This is a genomic window from Haladaptatus halobius (assembly GCF_020618475.1).
Classification (GTDB): domain Archaea; phylum Halobacteriota; class Halobacteria; order Halobacteriales; family Haladaptataceae; genus Haladaptatus; species Haladaptatus halobius.
Genome location: NZ_CP085337.1, coordinates 123926 through 144346, shown reverse-complemented (window position 1 = coordinate 144346; position 20421 = coordinate 123926). Strand labels below are relative to the sequence as shown.

The window sequence follows — 20421 nt, the reverse complement described above, 5'->3', positions numbered from 1 at the left end:
CAACGAGCGACGGAGAAGCGACCCGTTATTCCGCCCAGTAAGCTTCGCCGGGCGTCGTCTCGAATACAGCGCGCTGGAGCACGTCGATTGCCTTTTCGAGCCCTTCCCGCGAGGAGGTGAGCGAGTCCTCGTGTTCAATCGAAAGCGCGCCATCGTAGCCAACCATCCGAAGCGTGCTCACTACATCCTTCCAATGCTCCTCGCCATGTCCGTAACCAACCGATCTGAATAGCCACGAACGATCCACTTCGTCCGTATACGGTGCGGTGTCGTTGACGCCCTTCAGGCGGACGTTGTGGTCGTACACTTTCGTGTCCTTCGCGTGGAAGTGGTGGATGGCGTCGTGTTCGCCGAGGAAGCGGATGGCTTCGGGCACATCAATCCCTTGCCAGTAGAGGTGCGAGGGGTCGAAGTTCGCGCCAATGTATTCGTTTGTCTCCTCGCGAAGACGAACCATCCCGGTCGGTTCGGAAACGAGCATGTTGGGGTGCATCTCGATGGCGACATTGACGTTGTGGTCGGCGGCGTGACCCGCCAGATCCGACCAGTAGTCGACTGCCATATCCCACTGGTAATCGAGTGCATCGGCGTGTTCGCTCGGCCACGGGGCCGTGATCCAGTTCGGGACTTTGTCGTCCGGACCGCCGGCCGGCAATCCCGAAAAGCAGGTGACTGCGTCCACATTGAGTTGGGAGGCGAGACGGATAACCTCGCGGAGGTCGTGATCAGCCTCGCTTGCGTGCTCATCGTCTGGGTGGAGCGGATTGCCGTGCGCCGCCAGCGCGCTTACGCGGAGATCGTATTCGTCGAGTATGTCACGGAACGCAGCCTGCGCGTCTTCGTCGTCTAAGCACTGCTCCCGTGAGAGGTGCTCACCGCCGTGGAGGCCACCGCAACCGATTTCGACCGCTCCGACGCTGAGTCCTGAGAGGTACTCGGCCGCATCTTCGAACGACTCATCGACTAAAGGTGCAGTGAGGACTCCGACATCCATGAATGGTACTCACAACCAAAGATAATAAATGTCGGTGTTATCGTGCAGGATGGTCGCTCCGGCATTCGACGGCGACGATCTGCGGACGCTCCCGACCGAGAGCGCTAACGGAATTGCCTTGTGGAGATGGATTGAGTCGCGCGGCGTCAAGGGGTTGTCTCTCCCGGACGATCACGCGAATATCCGTCACTGACCGCTCGGTCGGACGCGTCCGTTATGGGGGCGATCGTCACCGACCCGTCGTTTGCAACGTTTCGAGGTACGTCTCCCAAACTCGGTCGGGGTTTTCAGAGGCGATCGACGAAATGGATCGGCAGCCATCATACCCCCACATGAACACGCTGTCCACATTGCCTTCGATCGCACATCTAGTCGCCGTATGAATGTGCTCATATGTTTGCTCCTCGTCGTCGAGGCCGAACCCCTGAATCCAGATTTGGCTGCGGAGGTCGTTTGCGTCGGCCAGATCGGTCACTCGTATTACGGATTCGTGGACGAAGTCCTCAACATCGGCGTCGGTGAATAGACCCCAGTACGGGTCGGTCGAGATAAGGTCGATGTGCTCGTTCGCCGCGAGGCGCTCCCAGTTGGCGATGCCGTGATCAGCGTCGGAGATGGGGACGAGACACACCGCGTTGTCTACACCAGCTTCGTCGACGATCGCCATCTGCTCGTCGAGAAAGTCGAGCAGAGAATCTTCACGAAACCGGCGGACAGTGTCGTCCTCGGAGACGGGCATCGGCCGGCCTTGTTCTTGGAGGTAGCGCTCGCGACAATGCGCACACCGGCAGACCCATGCATCGTCCGGTTGATCGTCGTCGAACCAGTCCGGAATGATCCAGTGCGGTTCATCCCAGAAGATAACATCCGGATTCAGGTCGACGGCAGATTTCGTCCATTCACGCATGAACGTCCGGAATTTAGGATTATTGAAGCAGGCAGCGTGTTCCTTGGAACCGCCGACTATACGCTGGCGGGTCTCCGGATGTTTCGCGATGAACTGGGAGAACGCTTCGCCGCCGAACACCTTCCCGACACCCCACGGATTGACGTACGTCGTGAACCCGCGGTCGTTGCTCGCGGCGACGATGTTCGCCATCGTCTCCTCGTAAAACGTCTGGTCGCGTTCGCTATAAGTATGCAGTATCGCGTTCAATCCCTCGTCCGCGAATCTATCTAGGTCGTTCTCGACGTGACGGAGGTCCCTCACACCGAAGTAACTCGCTCCACGCTCCATGCTACTGCGGTTCAGTCGGGACGACAAGTATCTACCGAGTGTCGTCTCCGTCGCCCGTCATGGTGGCGACGGGATTCCCGATCGAAATAACCTCGTACGTGGCAAGTTTGAGTCAGAGCATCGCCATGACGCCGCGGCTACGAACTGACAGAATGTCGCCATCATCAAACGTATACAGCTACTCTGCGTGGAGATATGCATGAATGTACCTGTGAAAATAACCATGCTGTTCCTCTCATTCAGCACTATATCAGTAGTAATAGAATGTCGACCATACGACGGTACGTTCTTTATCGTCTAGTGTGAAGGCGACCCATGCGCAATCTTTTCCGTATTATCTTCGGCATGAATATGGTGCTGCTCGTATTGTTGGCAATTGCATTCACCGCTATCCAACCAGGGACGGGCGCGTATGTCATCGCGGTGTTGAGCCTTGGCGTGATACTAATTACGCTCCTGATTGTCAGCTCACTGTTGTACGTCGACTGGCAGGGATTGAATCCGCGAGAACCGAGATAATCGCAATCCGTCGGAGGCGCGACACTAATCGCCGTTCGCGTGGCTGTCGTCCGGAAGCGTGGTGTCGGCGTCTTCGACGCCTTCCAGTGGAGGACTATTCCAGTATTCGTGCTCCCTCTCTGGAAACTGCCGGAAGCAGGAGGCAGAATGAACATCCGAGTCGTCGGGACGGCTGACGAGGTTTGGGTTCTCGTGGACGCAAACCTCGTGCGCCTTCGGACAGCGGGTGTGGAACCGACAGCCGGATGGGGGGTTCGACGGGTCGGGGATGTCGACGGCCCGGACGGGAGGCTTGCTTGCCTTCGCCTTGTCTGGATCGAGGTCGGCCGTCGCCCACCGTAACACTTGCGTATAAGGGTGACGTGGGTTCTGAAGCAACTCCTCGGCCGGTCCGATTTCAACCAGGCGTCCGAGGTACATCACACCGATGCGACCGCCGGCCCTCTGGGCGAGATACCGTGCGTTCGAGAGATTGTGAGAGACGAAGATGAATGATGTGTCGAACTCGTCTTGCAGGTTGAGTAGGAGATCCATCGTATCCACCCGCAGTGAGACGTCGAGTGCTGACACCGCCTCGTCGGCCAAAATAACGTCCGGGTTCATTAGCAAAGCGCGCACCAGTGCAGTCCGCTGTTTCTCCCCGCCGCTTAACTGATGGGGGAAGCGGTTCGCGTAGTCGTCAGGGGGCGCCATGCCGACGTGTTCAAGCATGCCAAGAATACGTGTCCGCCGATCCTCCGCACTCAGACCTGGCTGCCATTTTTTCAGTGGCGCTTGCAGGCTTTTCATAATCGTCTTATTCGGGTTAAGTGAACTACCAGGATCCTGATGAATGATCTGTAGCGACCGGCGGATATCCTTGTACGGGATATCGACGTCGCCTTTTTTATCCTTTGCCTTCCAGATGTCCTGTCCCCGGTACTTCACGGATCCGCCTGTTGGCCGCTGTAGGCCGACCGCCGTCTTGCCGAGGGTAGTTTTACCACACCCTGACTCGCCCACGAGGGCAACCACGTCGTTCTTCTCAAGGTTGAGTGACACTCCGTCGACGGCCTTGACTGCATTTTCGCTGCGTTTCCCGACGAACCGGTCGAGGAGGCCTTGATTTTGCTCGAAGTGTACTTGGACGTCCTCCAACTGGAGTAGCGGTGCGTTGGAGCCACTCATTCTGACTTCACCTCCGTGTTCCGGTTGTCGGAACTGCTCACCGAGTAAGAGATTGCCTCGATCGATTGTTCCCAGTGGTGACAAGCAGCTTGATGGTCGGCGGTCACGTCATAGTACCCTGGATCGACCTGAATGCACTTCTCTGTGGCGAGCGGACACCGAGGGTGGTACGAACAGCCAGCCGGTACGTTCACTGGATCCGGCGCCGACCCCTCTATTGGACGCATCTCATCTATCGGCGCGTCGAGGTTCGGCACTGCCTTTAAGAGCGCCCGAGTGTATGGGTGGGCCGCGTTACGGATGATTTCTTCGCTCGGTCCGATCTCGACGAATTCGAAGGCGTACATGACGGCGAGACGGTCGGCGAGGCCGGCCACGAGCGGCAGATCGTGCGTGATGAACACCACAGTCAAGTTGTACTTCTCTTGCAGGTTCTCTAGCAGGGTGAGAATCGACCGCTGCATGAGGAGGTCAAGCGCCGCCGTCGGTTCGTCCATCACCAAGACATTCGGCTTGAGTACGAGTGAGAGAGCGATGAGCGCACGCTGTTGCATTCCACCGGACAGTTCGTGAGGGTACGAGTTGAGTACACGCTCCGGTTCCAAGTAAAGGTCAGTGAGAAGTTCGCGAGCGTGGACGAGTCCAGTCTCGCGATCCTGACCATGGGCGTCAAGCGTCTCTTCGAAGTGCTTGCGTATCTTCATCGTGGGGTTGAATGAACTCATTGCCCCCTGGAATACCATCGATATTTCCTCCCAGCGTAAGCGCTTGAGTTCACGCTCGCTAAGATTGAGGAGGTCGACCGCTTCGCCATCCCTTGGATAGTAGGTAATATCGCCAGTGAGTTGCCCCGGTCGTACCACTGCATCAAGGAGCGCCGAGGCGAACATCGACTTGCCCGATCCTGACTCCCCGACGACACCTAGGATTTCGTCGCGATAGATATCGAATGAGACACTGTCCATTACTCGAGACTCGCCTCGTTCCATGTCGAAGGTGACGCTTGCGTCACGTACCTCCAGGATCACATCTTTGTCAGTCGGTCGGGTGGTCGTTTCGATCGGTGTATTGCGTGTAGTCATGTGCTTTGGAACTCAGTTGGTCGGCACGTCGGTCATTGGATTCGGCGCTTCGTCCTCCTCATCGGTGTCGGCGCTGGATACGGATTTTACGTGTCGGGCCCGTATACGTGGGTTGAAGATCTGATCCATCCCCTGCGAGAACAGGATCAGACCTACAGAGAACAGTGCGATAGTGATCATGGGGGTAAATATCCAATGAGCTGACTGCCAAGTGTACAGCGCACCAGACGTCGTGTATGAGAGATTCATCATCACTCCCCAGTTAAGCGTCGTGAATGGAAGGACACCAAGGTAGTACAGTGCGACGGACTCAAAGATAATCCCGCGCGCTGCCTGCACGAAGTGGATTGAGATGTACGCCATGAGATCCGGAATGATGTCGTCGATTAGAATCCGTGGCGTCGACAGCCCCATTGCACGGGAGGCCTCTACGAAGCTCCGTTCTCGGACGCTGAGCACCTGCGAGCGGATGGCACGACTGAGTCCGGCCCAGTTGTTGATACCGAGGATTAAACCAATCAAGTACGGATTCTTCGGGTCAAGTGCGGCGGCGATGATCATCACGAGTGGGAGGCCAGGGATTGTCATCGTGATATCGGACAGTGTCATGATGGCTCGGTCGGTGAGGCCACCTTTGTAGCCTGCAAGCGTGCCAAGGATCGTCGCGACGATCGTGGAGAACACTGCGCCTGCGAGGATCATTTTGAGCATGGCCGGGGTCGCGTGGACGATCTGCGACCAGATACCCTGTCCCATTGCATCAGTCCCCAAAATGAGGTGGAACCGTGGATCAAGTGGAAGCGTAATACCACCTACTGACACTGGTTGGAGCGAGAACCAGCCGTCATGGAACGGTTGGAGGTACCTTTCACCCATCCCCGTATATGGAGTAGGATTAACCAACACTCCAATAGTACCCATCAGAATATAAAGCACGACGATGACGAAACCGACCTTGGCGCGCCAGTCGCTCCACATGACGCGAAACGGAGCGATCACTGTCCTATCGGCAACTTGCCGGATTTGCTCCTGACGTGATATTGTCGTGTCCGCAGTCGTCTTAAACGGAAGTTCGTCCGCCACCGTTTCGCCATCCGATTGTTGTGATGCCATGGTATATGTTATTCGGAGTTGGTTAGTAGGACTCGCGCTGTCCCTCACCCGACGTGCGGGGATCGATCTTGCTATACGTGAGATCGGCGACTAGAACGCCGAGTATCACTGCGGTCGATATCATGATGAGTCCGCCCATCATCAGCGGGTAGTCGCTCGAGACGACCGCCTTGAACAGATAGAACCCGACGCCCGGGTACGTGAAGATCTGCTCCAAGACCACCGACCCGCCGAGCATGAACGCAATCGATAACAGAATGCCGGTGTACATCGGCAACATCGCGTTCCGTGAGACGTATCGGAGCGCGATCCGCTGCCGGGAGAGACCACGCAGGCGGGCGACGCGAATGTAATCCTCGCCGAGGATACTGATACTGTTGCCGCGCATCGAGAGCGCCACTCCACCCCACCCGACAAGCGTCGTCGATAGGAGTGGGAGTACGGCATGATAGAGCACGCTCTTGACATACGGCCAAGTAAAACCTGCTGTAAGGCTAGGATCAACTTGACCACCTGTTGGAAACATCTGCCAGCGATAACCGAATAGGTAGACGAGCGCGAGGGCCAGTACATAATATGGGATACCACCCGCAATGGTTGAGAAGAGGGTTATACCCGAGTCGAATTTGCTCCCCTCCGTGTACGCCATGAACCCGCCGATGGCGATGCCAATCACCGTCGTCACGAACGTCGCAATGCCTGCGAGGAAGATAGTCCACGGCAGTGCCTGCGCGAGGATGTCGAACACCGCTCCATCCTGGAACAACGCCTGACCTAAGTCACCCTGCAGAACTGAAGTCATGTAGTCGATGTACTGGATCCATAAAGGGTCGTCCGATTGGAAGCTGACGTAGTTCTCAACGTAGTTGTCGATCGTCGACTCAGGAATACCTTGTTTTTTCAACTGAACCTTGAGGTAGACGAGTGGTCCCCCAGGGAGAAACCGGATGAGCGCGAATGAGATCGTCACTACTGCCCAGAGGGTAAAAATTGCCTGCCCAATTCTCTTGGCAAACCATCGCATACCTTGTTGGTTGTAGTCCGAGGTTGTAAACCCTACGGTGATATTTGTTTTTAGGTGGTTGAGAAGTTGTAGATGAACGCAGTCAGATCTCGTTACTCTGAGACGCACGACGAGTATGAAAAAAATCGGCCAACGATATGTGGCGAGAAGAGATCCGGAGATGGGACGAGTCCCTACTTCGTCTTCGCGGTGAATTTGCCCGTCTTCAGGATGTAGTGGAACGGCGTGTAGAACGTCCGCTGCATGATATCGCTGTCGAGCGGTGGGTAATTCCAGTTATCATTCGTGAACCATGTCTGTGAGCGCTCCTCGTATATCTGGATTTGTGGTGCCATATAATTCCATGCCCAGGCGAGTTTGCGAACTTGCTCCTTGAGTTTCTGGCCTTGGAGCTTCGTCAAGTTGTTGACGGCAGTGTCGAGGTTCATCTGCAGAGCATCCTGCGAACCATTTGGTTTGCCGATCGGAGGAACAGAGATCTCGTCCGGCATCCCCATCTTCTCACGATTCTCGACAAACGTGTTGTTGTACCACGCGTATGGTTGCGGGTAATCTGCGCCCCATGTGCCGGATGCAATTCGGAAATCACCTTGGTCCCAGATTCTCTCCACGAATGACGTTTCCTCCATCGTTCGAAGTCGTGCGTCGATACCGAACTGTTTGAGATGGCTAGTGATGGTCTGAAGAGCAAGCAGTGCAGGGCCACCGGTCGTTCCGGTCTTGATGTCGGGACTGAACTTCTTTCCGTCGGGTGTTAACCATTGTTTACCATTCTTCGTGAAGCCAGCATCCTTGAGGAGCTGTGTGGCCTTCTGGTGGTTTTTATCGTACTTAATGTACTTGTTTGTATCGAGGTAGTCGGAGTTGTAGTTCAGCGCCAGTCCAGTGTTTAAAGTGACTGGCTGGTGTGTGTCCGCACCAGCATTTTGCGCGACGGCTTTCTTATCGATAACATAACCAATAGCGCGACGTACTCGCGGATCGCCTAGGACGTCGTCGTTCCACTTAAACGCGAGCGCCATGCCACCGAGGCTGGTTGATGTAGTATTTTCAACATGGTTCGGAAAACTGGTCTGCACGTCCTTGGGAACGTTTATCCGCACGTGGCCATCGAGTTGGCCGTTCGCTAGCGACTGCCAGAGCTTTTGCTCACTCCCGACATAGCGGAAGACGAGCTTCGGGAAGTTAATCTTGTCAGAAGCTGGGTGACCAGGGTTCTTAACAGAGGTGAGTTCCTGCCGTGAGGCTCCTTGTACCGCGAACGGACCATACGAATACATCTCCTCGCTTGAGATGCTGAACTCGCCGAGTTCTGCCGAAATATTGTCTTTTTCACTCTGACTTCCAGCATCCTTGAACTTCTGAACCCAGTCCCGATACTGCGGAAGACCGTGCGACAATACATTTGTTAGAAGGTTGAACGTGATGAAATCCTTGTTCTTGTAGCCACCTTTTAATGTAAATTCGACGGTGTGCTTGTCGATCTCCTTAATTTCATTGGTGTATTCAGACGAGGACCACCCCATGAACTGTTCCAGTTGGAAATGGGTGTATACGTCCTTGGCGGTGACTGGGCGAACGACTTTCTTGCCGTCGTGCCACTTGTAGTTTTCGTCAAGTTTAACCCGAAGTTTCTGGTTCTCCGTGTCGATTGTCCAATCCTTCGCGAGTAGCCCCACGAACTTGGTGTTGACTGGATCCCAGACTGCAAATGGATCCATAACGTGTGCCTGAACCATCCACTTGTAGTTCGAGAAGTTGAACTCATTCCATTGGACGTCGCTCGCGGGCACTCCAAGGGAATCGAGCGTGAGCTCGGGGTCGACGGGTTGGCCGGACGACTGCCCATTCCCCGATGTTGTAGTGCTTCCATCATTATTCTTCGTATCGCTTGTATCGCCTTGACAGCCGGCAAGTCCGGTGATGCCAGCAGCGCCGCCGGCGGCTTGAATGAACCGCCGACGAGACGCCCAGTAATCCTTGAACTGCCCACTCTGTTGACTATCGTCTCGCATTCTCTCCCACAATAGAAATACACTGTGAAAAAGTTATTGTATGTTCACCAACATTGAGAACGTACCGATGCTTACGACAACGATTTGCTGTGATATCCTATGGAAGCGATGATTGTCAACCTTGAACGTCCTCGGAGAGTGACGAACACGTATTTACCAAGCGACTCCCCGTCAGGGCAACTTATCGATCTATTTCGTCGACGAAAACCGGTCTCAAATAATCCGCTAACTGCCTATCGTCGTATGGAAAGCGTCGATGTAGATCGACCGTCGAGGACGGGATTGAGTTTCTCTGTTACTCTGCGCCGTCGACGGACAGGTCAAGACGGTTGTACTGATGGCGAGGTGCGTCCAGTTCTTCGAGAGCCGTTACCAACAGCCTGCGCATCCGGTGGACGTCGTCCGACTCGGCGGAGATGTCGTTCTTCTGCCGTGGATCCGCTGTAGTGTCGAAAAGGAGCGGGTCGTCGTGGCGCGAGTACGAGGGGGCGTCGTAGCGCCAAACAGGTGTCTCTGTGTACGGAAGAAACTCGCCTGACTCGGCGTCACGTCGGGGTTTTGGTGGGGTAAACCAGGAGTGTGGGTTCATCATCTCGGTCGAGTGGCATCGACTGTCCACCTCGTCGGCGCAAGGATGGAGGTACGTGTACCGACCGTCGGTGACGTTGATACTAGATCCCCAGTAACCGTAGATGGCCCAGTCGCGGTGCACATCGCACTCGCCTCGAAGAAGCGGTATGAAGCTCCGACCATGTGGGCCGGCGGCATCGACGACGCCGAACGCATCGAGGAGCGTCGTGTTGAGATCGACAGCGGCTGTCAGCGCCTTGATTCGGTCGCCGGTTCGTTCCGCGTCGGGGTGCCAAACGAATAGGGGCGTGTGCGCGAGCACGTCGTACAGTGGAGCCTCGAACGGTTTCCCGCTCCAACCGTGATCACCGAGGTAGTAGCCGTGGTCCGACGTCACGACGACCATCGTCTCGTCCCACAAATCGCCGTCGTCGAGAGCGTCCAAGACTTGCCCGAACCACCGGTCGGTCATCGTGAGCTTGCCGGCGAACTGCGAGCGGACGAACTCCAGTTCGGATTCGGAGAGTTCGCTTTCACCGCGGTCGACCCGGCCGTATGGGGGCCAGAAAGTGAGCTCCTGGTCGCGGGCATCTTCGTCGGTGTACATCGAAGCGTACGGCTCCGGCACGTGAAACGGTTCGTGGACGTCGAAGCTGTCGACGTAGCAGAACCACTCGTCCCACTCCTGGTTACGGACCAGCCATTCTTCCGTCCGTGAGAACACCTTCGGCGCGAAGAAGTTTTCTTCGCTCTCGAAACCGTCGACGTTCCTGGGATACTGCACCGGATTCAGGTAGCTGAACCCGAGCGGGTCGTCCGGGACCGAAAAGCCGAGTTGAGTACTGACGTGGCTCCGAGGGACTCTCGGTGCCGTCTTCCAAGCGTCGTACTCGTGGCCGCGAACGAACTCAAACCCGTTGAAATCCTCGTAGTAGCCGCCGCTCCCGTGTTGGAAATAGTGGTAGTGGTCCGTGATTAGCTCCGTGATCACCCCCTCGTCTCGGAGCGCTCGCGGAATCGTCGTGTCGAACGGTTCGATGGGCCCCCACGGACGCCAGAGGAACTCCTGTGTGCCCGTCAGCCATTCGCGGCGCGCGGGCATGCACGGGAGACTTCCCGCATAGTGGTTCTCGAAGACCGCCGCACGCTCCGCGAATCGGTCAAGGTTCGGCGTCTTCACGTCCGCGTGGGTAGCCGGGTCGTACGTGTCGAGGAAATCCCTGCGGAGGCTATCGACAGAGATGAACAGGAGCTTCATTCGCTCTCCTCCGGTAGGTTCTCGATGAGGGTAGCGTGGCTCTCACCGCACCGCGGTTCACCGTCGACTACCAAGAACGATTTCGCACGACAGACACCGCACCGACGCAGGCAGCACTTCTCGACGACCGTCTCATCGAGACGTGCGAGCGACTCTCGGAGGTCTTCGCTCACGTTGGTGCGACAATACTCCACGTACCGTGCCATGTCACTCCGTTTCTCGGCATCCACAATCAATGTGTGCAAACGAGCGACGTGGTGCGGTTGTAACCCCGTACGACCGCACCTACGATGACGGTGCTACCGCCCTACATCCCGCTCCGTGCGCACTCGGCGAGTCGATTCGCGGTAAGGGAGTTTGCTTTCCGCCCCGGTCGCCGTCTGCTCGGAACGTTTCCCGTCTCTGACTTCCCCTTACTGAATTCCACGAATGAGTTCTTCTTTCAGAAATTGTACTAAAAAATCAGTTTTACGGCGTAATTAGATTACTGATGAGTTATTTCCTCGCCAAACGGTCGATAAGAACAATGCGATGCGTGCTCACTACTGTTCAGACTAGGTGAACGGCTGTTACGGCTGTCTGATTGCTCGGGGAGCTCAGCTCCCATGAAGATTACAGTTCTATATTTGTAATGCCCATCTATTTGGTCTTCTAATCGCCCACGTAGAGCGAATCCGTGCCAAACGCTAACTTGCCGCGGGATCGAGATCGCGAAGCTATTACAGATACAGGACAGTAATCGGATCCGTCGACGGTCGCTATCATCGGTACGAAATATCGTCACGTACGGAAACTCTCGATGGTGACGACGAGGTGATGTTCATTTAGTCTGAACGCAAGATAACGTCGACCATCGTTAGGAAAATTATGAGAACGGTCTGAGGAACGACTCTTGCCCCTCTCCGCGCGGAACTCGGGTTTACATCCGAATTTTCGGATAGTGAACGAGGAACGAACATCGGTCGTTCGACGAGGATCGATTTTCAGCCGACGTCGAACCGCTTCCGTGACGGTGGCCCTCGACTAACGCGGTGGCGTTCATCGCTCCGTCCGGGTTAGCGGTGTCGTTTCCAAAACGGCTCCCGTCACTCACTCGTTTACGCAGAAATGGGGCGTCCTTCAGAACGTTCCGTCGAACCTCAGGCCGATCCTCTGCCGATACTCCGACCGACTCGCAACCAGAGACGCGACGCGACGAACAGGCAGACGCCGACGAGCCCGATGAGGGCGAATATCACCGCCCATCCGCCAAGCAGGCCCGCCGCGATGTCGGAGATGTCGTCGCCGCTCTTGGTCAGAACGAACGACACCCACGTGTCGAGATACCACGCGCCGAACACGAGAAGCGCCTCGATCACGACGAAGTAGGTTAGCAGACGGTGATTGTCGACGTACGTCCGGACGTTGTCACCGATCCCGGAACGAGTCGGTTCGTTTCCTGTGTCCATCTCTGTCATACTCGTTTGTGCTGGATCGAATTAAACCTATGTGCCTCGGTCGAACTATGGGGAGGGGTCACGCGAGACTCACCCCTGTAACCGGAAGATGGCGGCGAATCCACCGTTCTCCGGGACGTCGATCGAGAACACGTCCTCGTGCGATAGCTCGCGCTCGTCGTAGGCGAGCGATTCCCCGGTGTCGTCGTCCCGGAACACTTCGACGCGGTACGTCCCGTTCTCGTCGAGGAAGTCGCACACGACGTCGACGGTGGATGGTTCACCGGCCGTGATGTTTCCGAGGAACCAGCTGTCGCCGCGCCGTCGCGCGACGGTGGCTTCGGTACCGGGATAGCCTCCCACGAACCGAGTCTCATCCCACGCGACGGGAACGGCTTCGAGGAACTCCTCGGCTAGTGGTCGGGCCGCGTAACTCTCCACGCTGTCGGCGAAGTGCTGGAGACCGGTTTCGAAGACGGTCGAAAGCGCGAGTTCGTGGCCGACCGTCGTGGTTCGCGTCTCCGCGGAGAACGTGACGGGCGTGTAATCCATCGGGCCGAGCACGTTTCGAGTGAACGGAAGGATGACGTTGTGCTCCGGCGGCACCGTCTTGGGTACCGGGTGATAATTCTCCGCGCCGAAGACTCCTTCGTAGGTGAGCAAATGCGGCCACCGTCGGCGCAGTCCCTTCGGGGTGATGGAGCCGTGGACGTTCAAGAGTAGCTCGTGATCGGCGGTCGCCGCGGCCAGGTCGTCGTAGAACCGCATCATCTCCTGCGTGTCGGAGTTCATGAAGTCCACCTTGACGCCGGCGACGCCCCAGGACTTCCACCTCGAAAGACGCACGTCGCGCTTGGCCGGGGTGTCGAGGTCGGACCACCGCGACCAGACCAGTACGTCGACATCTCGTTCGTTCGCGTACTCGACGAGACCAGACAACCATTCTCGTTCCCATCCCTCGTCGACGAGAACGTACTCCCAGCCGCGTTCGCTCGCGTAGTCGACGTACTCGCGTTGGGTCTCGCGGTCACCCGGACTGCCGCCGTCAGACCACCACGACCACGCGACGCGCCCCGGTTCGATCCACGACGTGTCCGCGATTCGGCACGGGTCGTTCCCGTAGGACGGCGCGTCGATGACGTCAGTTACGAGATCCGATTCCACGACTGTCGCGAGATTGCCTACGATCGCGACGCGCCACGGCGTCGCGAGTGGTCGAGTCGTGCTCACGTCCTGCGTCTCGGTCGTCATTCGGTGGTTTTCCGAATCCGGGAAGCGAACACGAAACAGCGATTCTTCCGTCTTCGTCTCGAACCGGGACGCGACGTATCGTCCGTCGACGCCCGCCTCGGTCAGGAGCACCCACCGGTCGTCGACTTCGAATAGCGACGGGAAACTGTACTGACCGTCCGCCTCCGTCGGCGCGGTGGATCGCCATACGTCTTCGTGTTTCTTCTCGAACGGCATCAGCCAACCCCTCGCACCCTCGGGAAGGCGAAAAGCGCTCTCCTCGCCGGTCACCAGAACGGAGCTACGGCCGGGAAGGCGATACCGGTAGGCCACCCCGTCGGTGGAAACTCGGAGATCGACGCGGACGACCGCGTCGTCGGTGTTGACGAGCGTTAAGGTCGCCTCGTTCGCCAGCGATCGGTGCATTCGCCGCTTGCCCGTGGGCGTCTCGTACTTCGTCTCCACCGTCCGCCGCTCCTGGTGCTTGATCGAAAGACTGTCGACAAACGATTCCTCGAACGTCCGGAGACCGAGCGGCGACCGCTCGACCACGGTCGTTCCGACCGAGCAAACGACGAGCGATGGTCGTCCTTCGTCGGTCAATCGGAACTCGGTCACGACCGACCCGTCGAGACTCTCGACGCGCATCAAATCAGCGTCCCCTGCCGCGTCCTCGGTGGAGTCGCGTCCGTACAGTTCTCGCTCCGCGATCACGACTGCTGGGCGTGCTATGAGGCATATTTACTCGAGTCGTACTGCAGGTTGGCAAAGGACGGTCAAAAATCATCCGATACGGGAGAAGCGGCGGCGGTCGTACCCTCTATCACCGATATCACAACATATACGTGCGTGTGTTCAAATCGTCGGATGTTGAAATGGGAGACTGTACCAAGCTAGTCGACGTCGGTATCGTAGGACTCGGTTCGATGGGCCACTGGCACACGGAGCTCGTCCAGAACGCCGGTTACGAAGTCGTCGCGGGTGCCGACGTGTCGCAGGACGCACGGGAGCATTACGAGGAGAAGTGGGGTATCGACACTCACGGTTCGCACGAGGCACTGTTCGAGACCGAAGATCTCGATGCCGTCATCGTATCAACTCCGAACAAGTTCCACGAACCGGCCGCCGTGGCCGCGTTCGAGGCGGACATCAACTTACTACTGGAGAAACCGCTCGCGCATTCGTTGGAGAGCGCCGAGCGCATCGCGGAGGCGGCCGAATCGTCCAACGCCTTCGGGATGGTCGGATTCCATAACCGGTTCATGAACGCTGCTACCGCGCTCCGGGCGTACGTCGAACGCGGCGATTTGGGCGACGTGACTAGCGTCGAGACGAACTACATCCGCCGACGCGGCGTTCCGGGTCGCGGGTCGTGGTTCACATCGAAGAAAGTCGCAGGCGGGGGAGCGCTCATCGACATCGGTGTCCACATCATCGACCTGACGCTCTACGTCCTCGGCGACCCGGAGGTGACGCAAGTCTCCGGCGTCACGCGACGGGAGTTCGGCCATCGCGACGACTACCAGTACCTCGAGATGTGGGGCGAAGATACTGATGACACTTCGAGTTTCGACGTCGAGGACTCGGCAACGGCGATGGTTCAAACGGCCGAGGGTCAAACGATCACCTTCGACATCGCGTGGGCGACGAACGGTAACGAAGAAGAGACCATCGCGTTACGCGGCACCGACGCAGGTGCCGAACTCGACAAGCCGGAGAACGCTCTGACGCTTCACGAGACGCGGAGCGTCGGCGTCGAACAGCACGTCGACTCGACGGTGACCGTCCCTGACCAGAATCGCAAGGAAGCACAGACCGAGTACTTTCTCGGTGCCGTGGCGTCAGGCACTCCGCCGAGCATCAGCACCATCGAAGAGGCGCTCACAGTCCAACGCGTCATCGAGGGTATCTATCGGTCAAGCGAGCACGGCGGTCGGCCTGTCCGGTTCGATTCGAACGATATCGCGGTCGAAGAGTCGCTCTCACAGGACTGAGATGCACACTGCTATCCAGTTGTTCACCGTACGAAACGTAGACGAACCGTTCCCCGAACTCGCCGAACGCGTCGCCGATGCGGGTTACGACGGTGTCGAACTCGCCGGACTCCCCAACGACCCCGCCGCGTTTGCGGACGTGCTCGACGATTATGGGATCGATTGTGCCGGCGTCCACGTCGGCCACGAGCGCCTCGATGAGGACGTTAACGCGGTGGTCGACGCGGTCGAGAGCCTTGGCTGTAAGTCGGTCGTCATTCCGTATCTCGACGACGCCCACTTCGAGTCCGTCGACGCGGTCGAGTCGACAGCGTCGTATCTCGCAGAGATCGCCGCCCGACTTAGGGCCGACGACTGTCGACTGTTCTACCACAACCACGCTCACGAATTCGTCGATGTCGACGGTCGAACCGCGTTCGACCGTCTGGTCGAGCGTACGCCCTCGTCCGTCAATTACGAACTCGATGTCGGCTGGGCCCGCGAGGGCGGACGCGACCCCGTCGACCTCCTGTCGACGCTCGAGGGTCGATGTCCACTCGTCCACGTCAAGGACGTCCACCTCGACGACGGGCGACCCGCGGAGATTGGCGATGGTGACGTAGATCTCACCGCGTGCATCGACGCCGCCGTCGAGGCGGGGACGGAGTGGTTTATCTACGAGCACGACGAGCCCGCCGAACCGGTCGACTCGCTCCGCACCGGTGCCGAGCAGTTGGACGACTTCCTCAGTCGGTGAAACAGCTCTCTTAGTCTGAAAGCTCGGCTTCTCGAAGCGAGACCAAGATATCTTCGAGGACGAATCTGGAGCAGAACTGCGCGCCGTCGCAACGTTCCTACCGGTGTTCGGGCGGAAGTCCGTCCTCGATATCCTCGAGCGGTTCGCGCTGATCGGCAAACTCCGGCTTCGGACCGTTGCTGGAATCCGCCCAATCGACCGCGTTGGCGATAACCGTGCGGACGTCGTCCTGTTTGTACACCGGATACGTCTCATGGCCCGGCCGGAAGTAGAACACTCGACCTTCGCCGCGTTGGTAGCAGCATCCCGAGCGGAACACCTCGCCGCCTTCGAACCAACTGATGGTGACGAGCGTGTCGGGCGCCGGGATGTCGAAGCGCTCCCCGTACATCTCCGCCTGTGGAATCTCGATGTACTCCTCGTCGAGCCCGTCGACGATGGGATGCCCCGGCTCGACGAACCAGACGCGTTCGCGCTCACCGTCCGTCAGGCTCGTGTCGCGCCACTTCAGTGAGCCGGTCGTCCCCATGAGTTCCTTGAATATCTTCGCGTAATGGCCCGAGTGCAGCACCAGGAGACCCATCCCGTCGAGCACTCGCTCCTTCACTTTCTCGACGATGGCGTCGTCGACCTCGTCGTGGGCCTCGTGGCCCCACCACAGCATGACTTCCGTCGTTTCGAGAACCTCGTCCGTCAATCCGTGTTCGGGTTCGTCGAGCGTCGCCGTGCGCACGTCGTGACCCTCGTCTTCGAGGAGCGCGGCGAGTTCGGCGTGAATCCCGTCCGGGTAGAGTTCGCGTCCGCGTTCGTGTTTCGTCTCGCTTCGATGTTCATTCCATACGGTGACTTGAACCATTGCACGTTAACGCGTCGCGGCCGTCTGTAAAAAGGTACCTATTGCCATGCAAGGAACCTTCTTATCGACAGTGGTCGTCTACCGAACTATTGTATAATAAGATTTTTGAGCACCACAGATGAACAATTTACTATGGAACGAGTACTCTCGGTAATTGAATACAACGATCGGTCTAAGGAGATGGTACGTGAGGCTGGAGAAATCGCCGCCGCCATCGGGGCTGAACTTGTCGTGCTTCACGTAACGAGCGAGGAGGAGTTCCACGACAACCAAGAACAACTTAATGATTCGCTGGCGTCGGACACAACGATGTACAGCGTCGAGAAGGCACAGGAAGGCGCCAAGCAATACGCGCATGATCAGAGTATCGAGCTGCTTGGTGACCTTAACGTGGATGTCACGCCGGCCGGTGCACTCGGTGAGAGGCGCGATGAAATTCTCTCAGTGGCGAACGACCATGGTTGCGACTTCATATTCATCACCGGCCAGAAGCGGTCACCAACTGGGAAGGCAATCTTCGGCGATGACGCACAGTCGATCATCCTCAACTTCGACGGTTCTGTCGTCGTTCGGACCAAATAAGGAGAGTTAGTCGACCCTTTGCTACTGAGTAAAAACGTTTAACACACCGTACGATATTGGTGAACTGTAGCATGGAGAGCACGTACTCTGCCGACGTACCGTTTCGTGCAGGAATCATCGGAACCGGCTTTCTCGGAAAGGCGATGGGACGGGAGTTCCTCCGCCACGACCGGGCGACGGTCGGTGCAATCGCCGAGCTAAATCCGGATATCCTTGCCGAGGCGGGGGACGAACTCGACGTTTCCGAAGGATCGCAGTACGAGGACTACGAGCGAATGTTAGAGGACGAGGATATCGACGGGTTGGTGATAACGACGCCACACGCCCTCCACCACGAACAGATCGTCGCCGGATTGGAACGCGACCTCCACGTCCTCTGTGAGAAGCCGCTGTGTACGTCGCTCGACGACGCGAAGGATCTCGCCCGTCGGGTCGAACAGTCGGATCAAACCGTGATGCTCGGTTATCAACGACACCTCGACACTTCCTTCCGGACAGCCCGCGAATACTGGAACGAGCGCGATACGAGTCCCGAGTTCGTCACCGCCGAAATCACCCAAGACTGGATCAATGCCGTCGGCGGGTCCTGGAAGGCCAACCCGGACTTGAGCGGCGGCGGGCAGTTGTACGATTCGGGGAGTCACGTCGTCGACGCGGTGCTGTGGGTGATGGACGAGGCGCCGTCTTCGGTAACCGCACAGATGACGTTCCACGACGACGAGGAACGGGTCGATATCCAAGCGGGGCTTACCGTCCGGTTCGAGAACGATAGCGTCGCGTCCATCGCCGTCTCGGGGGACGCGCCACGCGTGAGCGAGACGTACCGGTTCTGGGGTGATGACGGCGCGACGCTCATCGACGGTCACGAGTGGAACCCGCGGAGGTTCCGCACGGTCGATACCGACGGCGACATCCACACGCCGAACATCAATCTCGGTTCGGAACTCCCGAAAGCCGACGCCTTCATCGAAGCTATCGAAACCGACAGCGAACCGCCGGCCACCGTTCACGATGGCCTGCTGTCGACGGCGGTGACCGAAGCGGCCTACGAGTCCGCCTGGTCCGGCGAACGGGTTGATGTTGACCTTGACTACTGACACTGGAAGACGATGAGCAAGTACAGACACTTCTCCGAAGCGGAGGCGGAGGTGCTCGCCGAGCGTATCGGGATGGAACTCACCGAGGGCGAGGCGAAGTCCGCCGCCGGATACTCGGACGTGGATATCTACGAGACGCTGGAAACGACCCCGATAGATTCGCTCAGAGACCGGGGTGGAGACGGTGACACGTTCATCACATCACCGTACCGCCCGCCGACCGACGATAACCCGTACAACGCTTGGATAACGAGGTTCGAACTGGAGCGCGACGATGCGAGCGGAGTCCTCGCCGGCGTTCGCGTCGGAGTGAAAGATAACATCGCCGTCCGCGGCGTCGAGACGACGAACGCCTCGCACGGGTTCGAAGGAATCGTCCCCGGTGAACACGCGACGGTCGTCGACCGACTCCTCGAGGCGGGGGCGCGTCTGCGGGGAAAGACGAACCTCGACGAGATGGCGATGGGACCGACCTCGGAGAGCAGCGCGTACGGTCCGTCGACCAACCCCGTCGATCCGAATCACGTGGCAGGCGGCTCGTCGGGCGGAAGCGGAGCCGCCGTCGCTGCGGGCGATGTGGATTTCGCCCTCGGCTCCGACACCGGCGGCAGTATCCGTATCCCGGCAAGTTACTGCGGCGTCGTTGGCTTGAAACCCACACATGGACGCGTCCCGAAGCGCGGCTTCTTTACGCAGGGCGACTCGCTTGAAGACATCGGCCCGATGGCCGTGGACGTCGAGACGGCGGCGAAGGCGATGGACGTCATCGCTGATGCTCCAGGCGGTAAACGGATAACGAACGAGGGGAATCGGTCGTTTGCGACCGATATCGGAACCGATCTCGACAACGTGACCGTGGGCGTCCTCGAGAACTACTTCGATGGGTTTGCGACCGACGCCGTCGCCACGACGGTGCGCGACGCGGTCGCGGACCTCGAATTGCTCGGCGCTAGCGTGACGTCGATCGAGATTCCCGAACTCCAACATGTTGGGGCAGCGTGGTGGGGTATCGGCCCCGTGGAGTTCGCCGCCGCGTACCTGACCAACGACGTCGGACTCTGGCGACGCCGCGCCAGCATCGAGAGCCTGACCGCCGGGTTCGAGCGGGTTCGTCGCGGGTCGAGCGCCGACATCGGGACGGTTCCGAAGGAGGTCATCCTCCTCGGTGCGCACCTGCTGTACAACCACGGCGCGCGCCACTACACCCGAGCGCAGAACCTTCGAACCGCCCTCACCGAGGTCGTCGACGAGGCGCTGGCGGAGGTGGACGTGCTGGTCGCGCCCTCGACGCCGACGACGGCGCTCGAACTGGGGGCGTTCGGTAACGAGAATATGCCCTCGCCGAACGGCTCGCTCGCGCCCGCAAACGTAACCGGTCATCCGGCACTGAGCGTCCCCTGTGGGGAAGTAGAAAACCTCCCCGTCGGGATGCAACTCGTGGGCGCTTGGCACGACGATGGGACGCTCCTCGACGTGGCGTACGAGTACGAACGGAACGCCTGAACAAAACG

19 protein-coding genes are annotated in these 20421 nt (G+C 58.3%); 6 read left to right on the top strand and 13 right to left on the bottom strand.

Annotation, left to right across the window (positions count from 1 at the left end):
- Positions 1-25: 25 nt before the first annotated feature.
- Both LIW51_RS24595 and LIW51_RS24590 read right to left on the bottom strand, forming a co-directional pair.
- Entirely contained in the window at positions 26-994 is a 969-nt protein-coding gene (locus LIW51_RS24595; protein WP_227378774.1) for a sugar phosphate isomerase/epimerase family protein, read from the bottom strand.
- 229 nt (positions 995-1223) lie between these two features.
- The gene (locus LIW51_RS24590; RefSeq protein WP_368411864.1) at positions 1224-2204 is read right to left on the bottom strand and encodes a glycoside hydrolase family 20 protein; all 981 of its coding nucleotides are present in this window, start codon (positions 2202-2204) and stop codon (positions 1224-1226) included.
- Positions 2205-2546: 342 nt separating this feature from the next.
- On the opposite strand from LIW51_RS24590, the gene LIW51_RS24585 reads away from it, so the two are divergent.
- On the top strand, positions 2547-2750 hold the full coding sequence (locus tag LIW51_RS24585) for a hypothetical protein (RefSeq protein ID WP_227378772.1): 204 nt from the start codon (positions 2547-2549) through the stop codon (positions 2748-2750).
- A 24-nt stretch (positions 2751-2774) separates the two neighbouring features.
- Here the strand turns inward: LIW51_RS24585 and LIW51_RS24580 are convergent, their stop codons facing one another.
- The 10 genes from LIW51_RS24580 to LIW51_RS24535 all read right to left on the bottom strand — a co-directional run bounded on the left by LIW51_RS24580 (position 2775) and on the right by LIW51_RS24535 (position 14359).
- The gene (locus LIW51_RS24580) at positions 2775-3917 is read right to left on the bottom strand and encodes an oligopeptide/dipeptide ABC transporter ATP-binding protein (protein ID WP_227378771.1); all 1143 of its coding nucleotides are present in this window, start codon (positions 3915-3917) and stop codon (positions 2775-2777) included.
- Positions 3914-4999 (bottom strand): ABC transporter ATP-binding protein, encoded by a 1086-nt coding sequence (locus tag LIW51_RS24575; RefSeq protein ID WP_227378770.1) that lies wholly within the window; start codon positions 4997-4999, stop codon positions 3914-3916. The genes LIW51_RS24580 and LIW51_RS24575 overlap by 4 nt, the downstream gene beginning before the upstream one ends.
- Before the next feature lie 12 nt (positions 5000-5011).
- Positions 5012-6112: an ABC transporter permease gene (locus LIW51_RS24570; protein WP_227378769.1), complete on the bottom strand. Its 1101-nt coding sequence runs from the start codon at positions 6110-6112 to the stop codon at positions 5012-5014.
- 22 nt (positions 6113-6134) lie between these two features.
- On the bottom strand, positions 6135-7136 hold the full coding sequence (locus LIW51_RS24565) for an ABC transporter permease (protein ID WP_227378768.1): 1002 nt from the start codon (positions 7134-7136) through the stop codon (positions 6135-6137).
- A gap of 173 nt (positions 7137-7309) precedes the next feature.
- Complete coding sequence (locus LIW51_RS24560; protein WP_227378767.1) at positions 7310-9151, bottom strand: ABC transporter substrate-binding protein; 1842 nt, start codon at positions 9149-9151, stop codon at positions 7310-7312.
- Positions 9152-9446: 295 nt separating this feature from the next.
- Positions 9447-10979 (bottom strand): sulfatase, encoded by a 1533-nt coding sequence (locus LIW51_RS24555; RefSeq protein ID WP_227378766.1) that lies wholly within the window; start codon positions 10977-10979, stop codon positions 9447-9449.
- Positions 10976-11185, bottom strand: a complete 210-nt coding sequence (locus LIW51_RS24550; RefSeq protein ID WP_227378765.1) for a DUF1450 domain-containing protein — start codon at positions 11183-11185, stop codon at positions 10976-10978. The genes LIW51_RS24555 and LIW51_RS24550 overlap by 4 nt, the downstream gene beginning before the upstream one ends.
- Positions 11186-11898: 713 nt before the next feature.
- Positions 11899-12072: a hypothetical protein gene (locus LIW51_RS24545; protein WP_227378764.1), complete on the bottom strand. Its 174-nt coding sequence runs from the start codon at positions 12070-12072 to the stop codon at positions 11899-11901.
- A gap of 46 nt (positions 12073-12118) precedes the next feature.
- On the bottom strand, positions 12119-12427 hold the full coding sequence (locus LIW51_RS24540) for a hypothetical protein (protein WP_227378763.1): 309 nt from the start codon (positions 12425-12427) through the stop codon (positions 12119-12121).
- Between the two features lie 78 nt (positions 12428-12505).
- Positions 12506-14359 carry a glycoside hydrolase family 97 protein gene (locus LIW51_RS24535; protein WP_227378762.1) on the bottom strand — a complete coding sequence of 618 codons (1854 nt, stop codon included), beginning with the start codon at positions 14357-14359 and terminating at the stop codon, positions 12506-12508.
- 161 nt (positions 14360-14520) lie between these two features.
- Between LIW51_RS24535 and LIW51_RS24530 the strand changes: the two genes are divergently transcribed.
- Together LIW51_RS24530 and LIW51_RS24525 are read left to right on the top strand one after the other, a co-directional pair.
- Complete coding sequence (locus tag LIW51_RS24530; protein ID WP_227378761.1) at positions 14521-15639, top strand: Gfo/Idh/MocA family protein; 1119 nt, start codon at positions 14521-14523, stop codon at positions 15637-15639.
- 1 nt (position 15640) lies between these two features.
- Entirely contained in the window at positions 15641-16375 is a 735-nt protein-coding gene (locus LIW51_RS24525; RefSeq protein WP_227378760.1) for a sugar phosphate isomerase/epimerase family protein, read from the top strand.
- Positions 16376-16472: 97 nt separating this feature from the next.
- On the opposite strand, the gene LIW51_RS24520 is transcribed toward LIW51_RS24525, so the two are convergent.
- The gene (locus LIW51_RS24520) at positions 16473-17231 is read right to left on the bottom strand and encodes a ThuA domain-containing protein (RefSeq protein WP_227378759.1); all 759 of its coding nucleotides are present in this window, start codon (positions 17229-17231) and stop codon (positions 16473-16475) included.
- Between the two features lie 132 nt (positions 17232-17363).
- Between LIW51_RS24520 and LIW51_RS24515 the strand changes: the two genes are divergently transcribed.
- From LIW51_RS24515 to LIW51_RS24505, 3 genes are all read left to right on the top strand, one after another.
- Positions 17364-17813 carry a universal stress protein gene (locus tag LIW51_RS24515; protein WP_227378758.1) on the top strand — a complete coding sequence of 150 codons (450 nt, stop codon included), beginning with the start codon at positions 17364-17366 and terminating at the stop codon, positions 17811-17813.
- Positions 17814-17884: 71 nt separating this feature from the next.
- Positions 17885-18910 carry a Gfo/Idh/MocA family protein gene (locus LIW51_RS24510; RefSeq protein ID WP_227378757.1) on the top strand — a complete coding sequence of 342 codons (1026 nt, stop codon included), beginning with the start codon at positions 17885-17887 and terminating at the stop codon, positions 18908-18910.
- Between the two features lie 12 nt (positions 18911-18922).
- On the top strand, positions 18923-20413 hold the full coding sequence (locus LIW51_RS24505) for an amidase (protein WP_227378756.1): 1491 nt from the start codon (positions 18923-18925) through the stop codon (positions 20411-20413).
- The last annotated feature ends 8 nt before the right edge of the window (positions 20414-20421 follow it).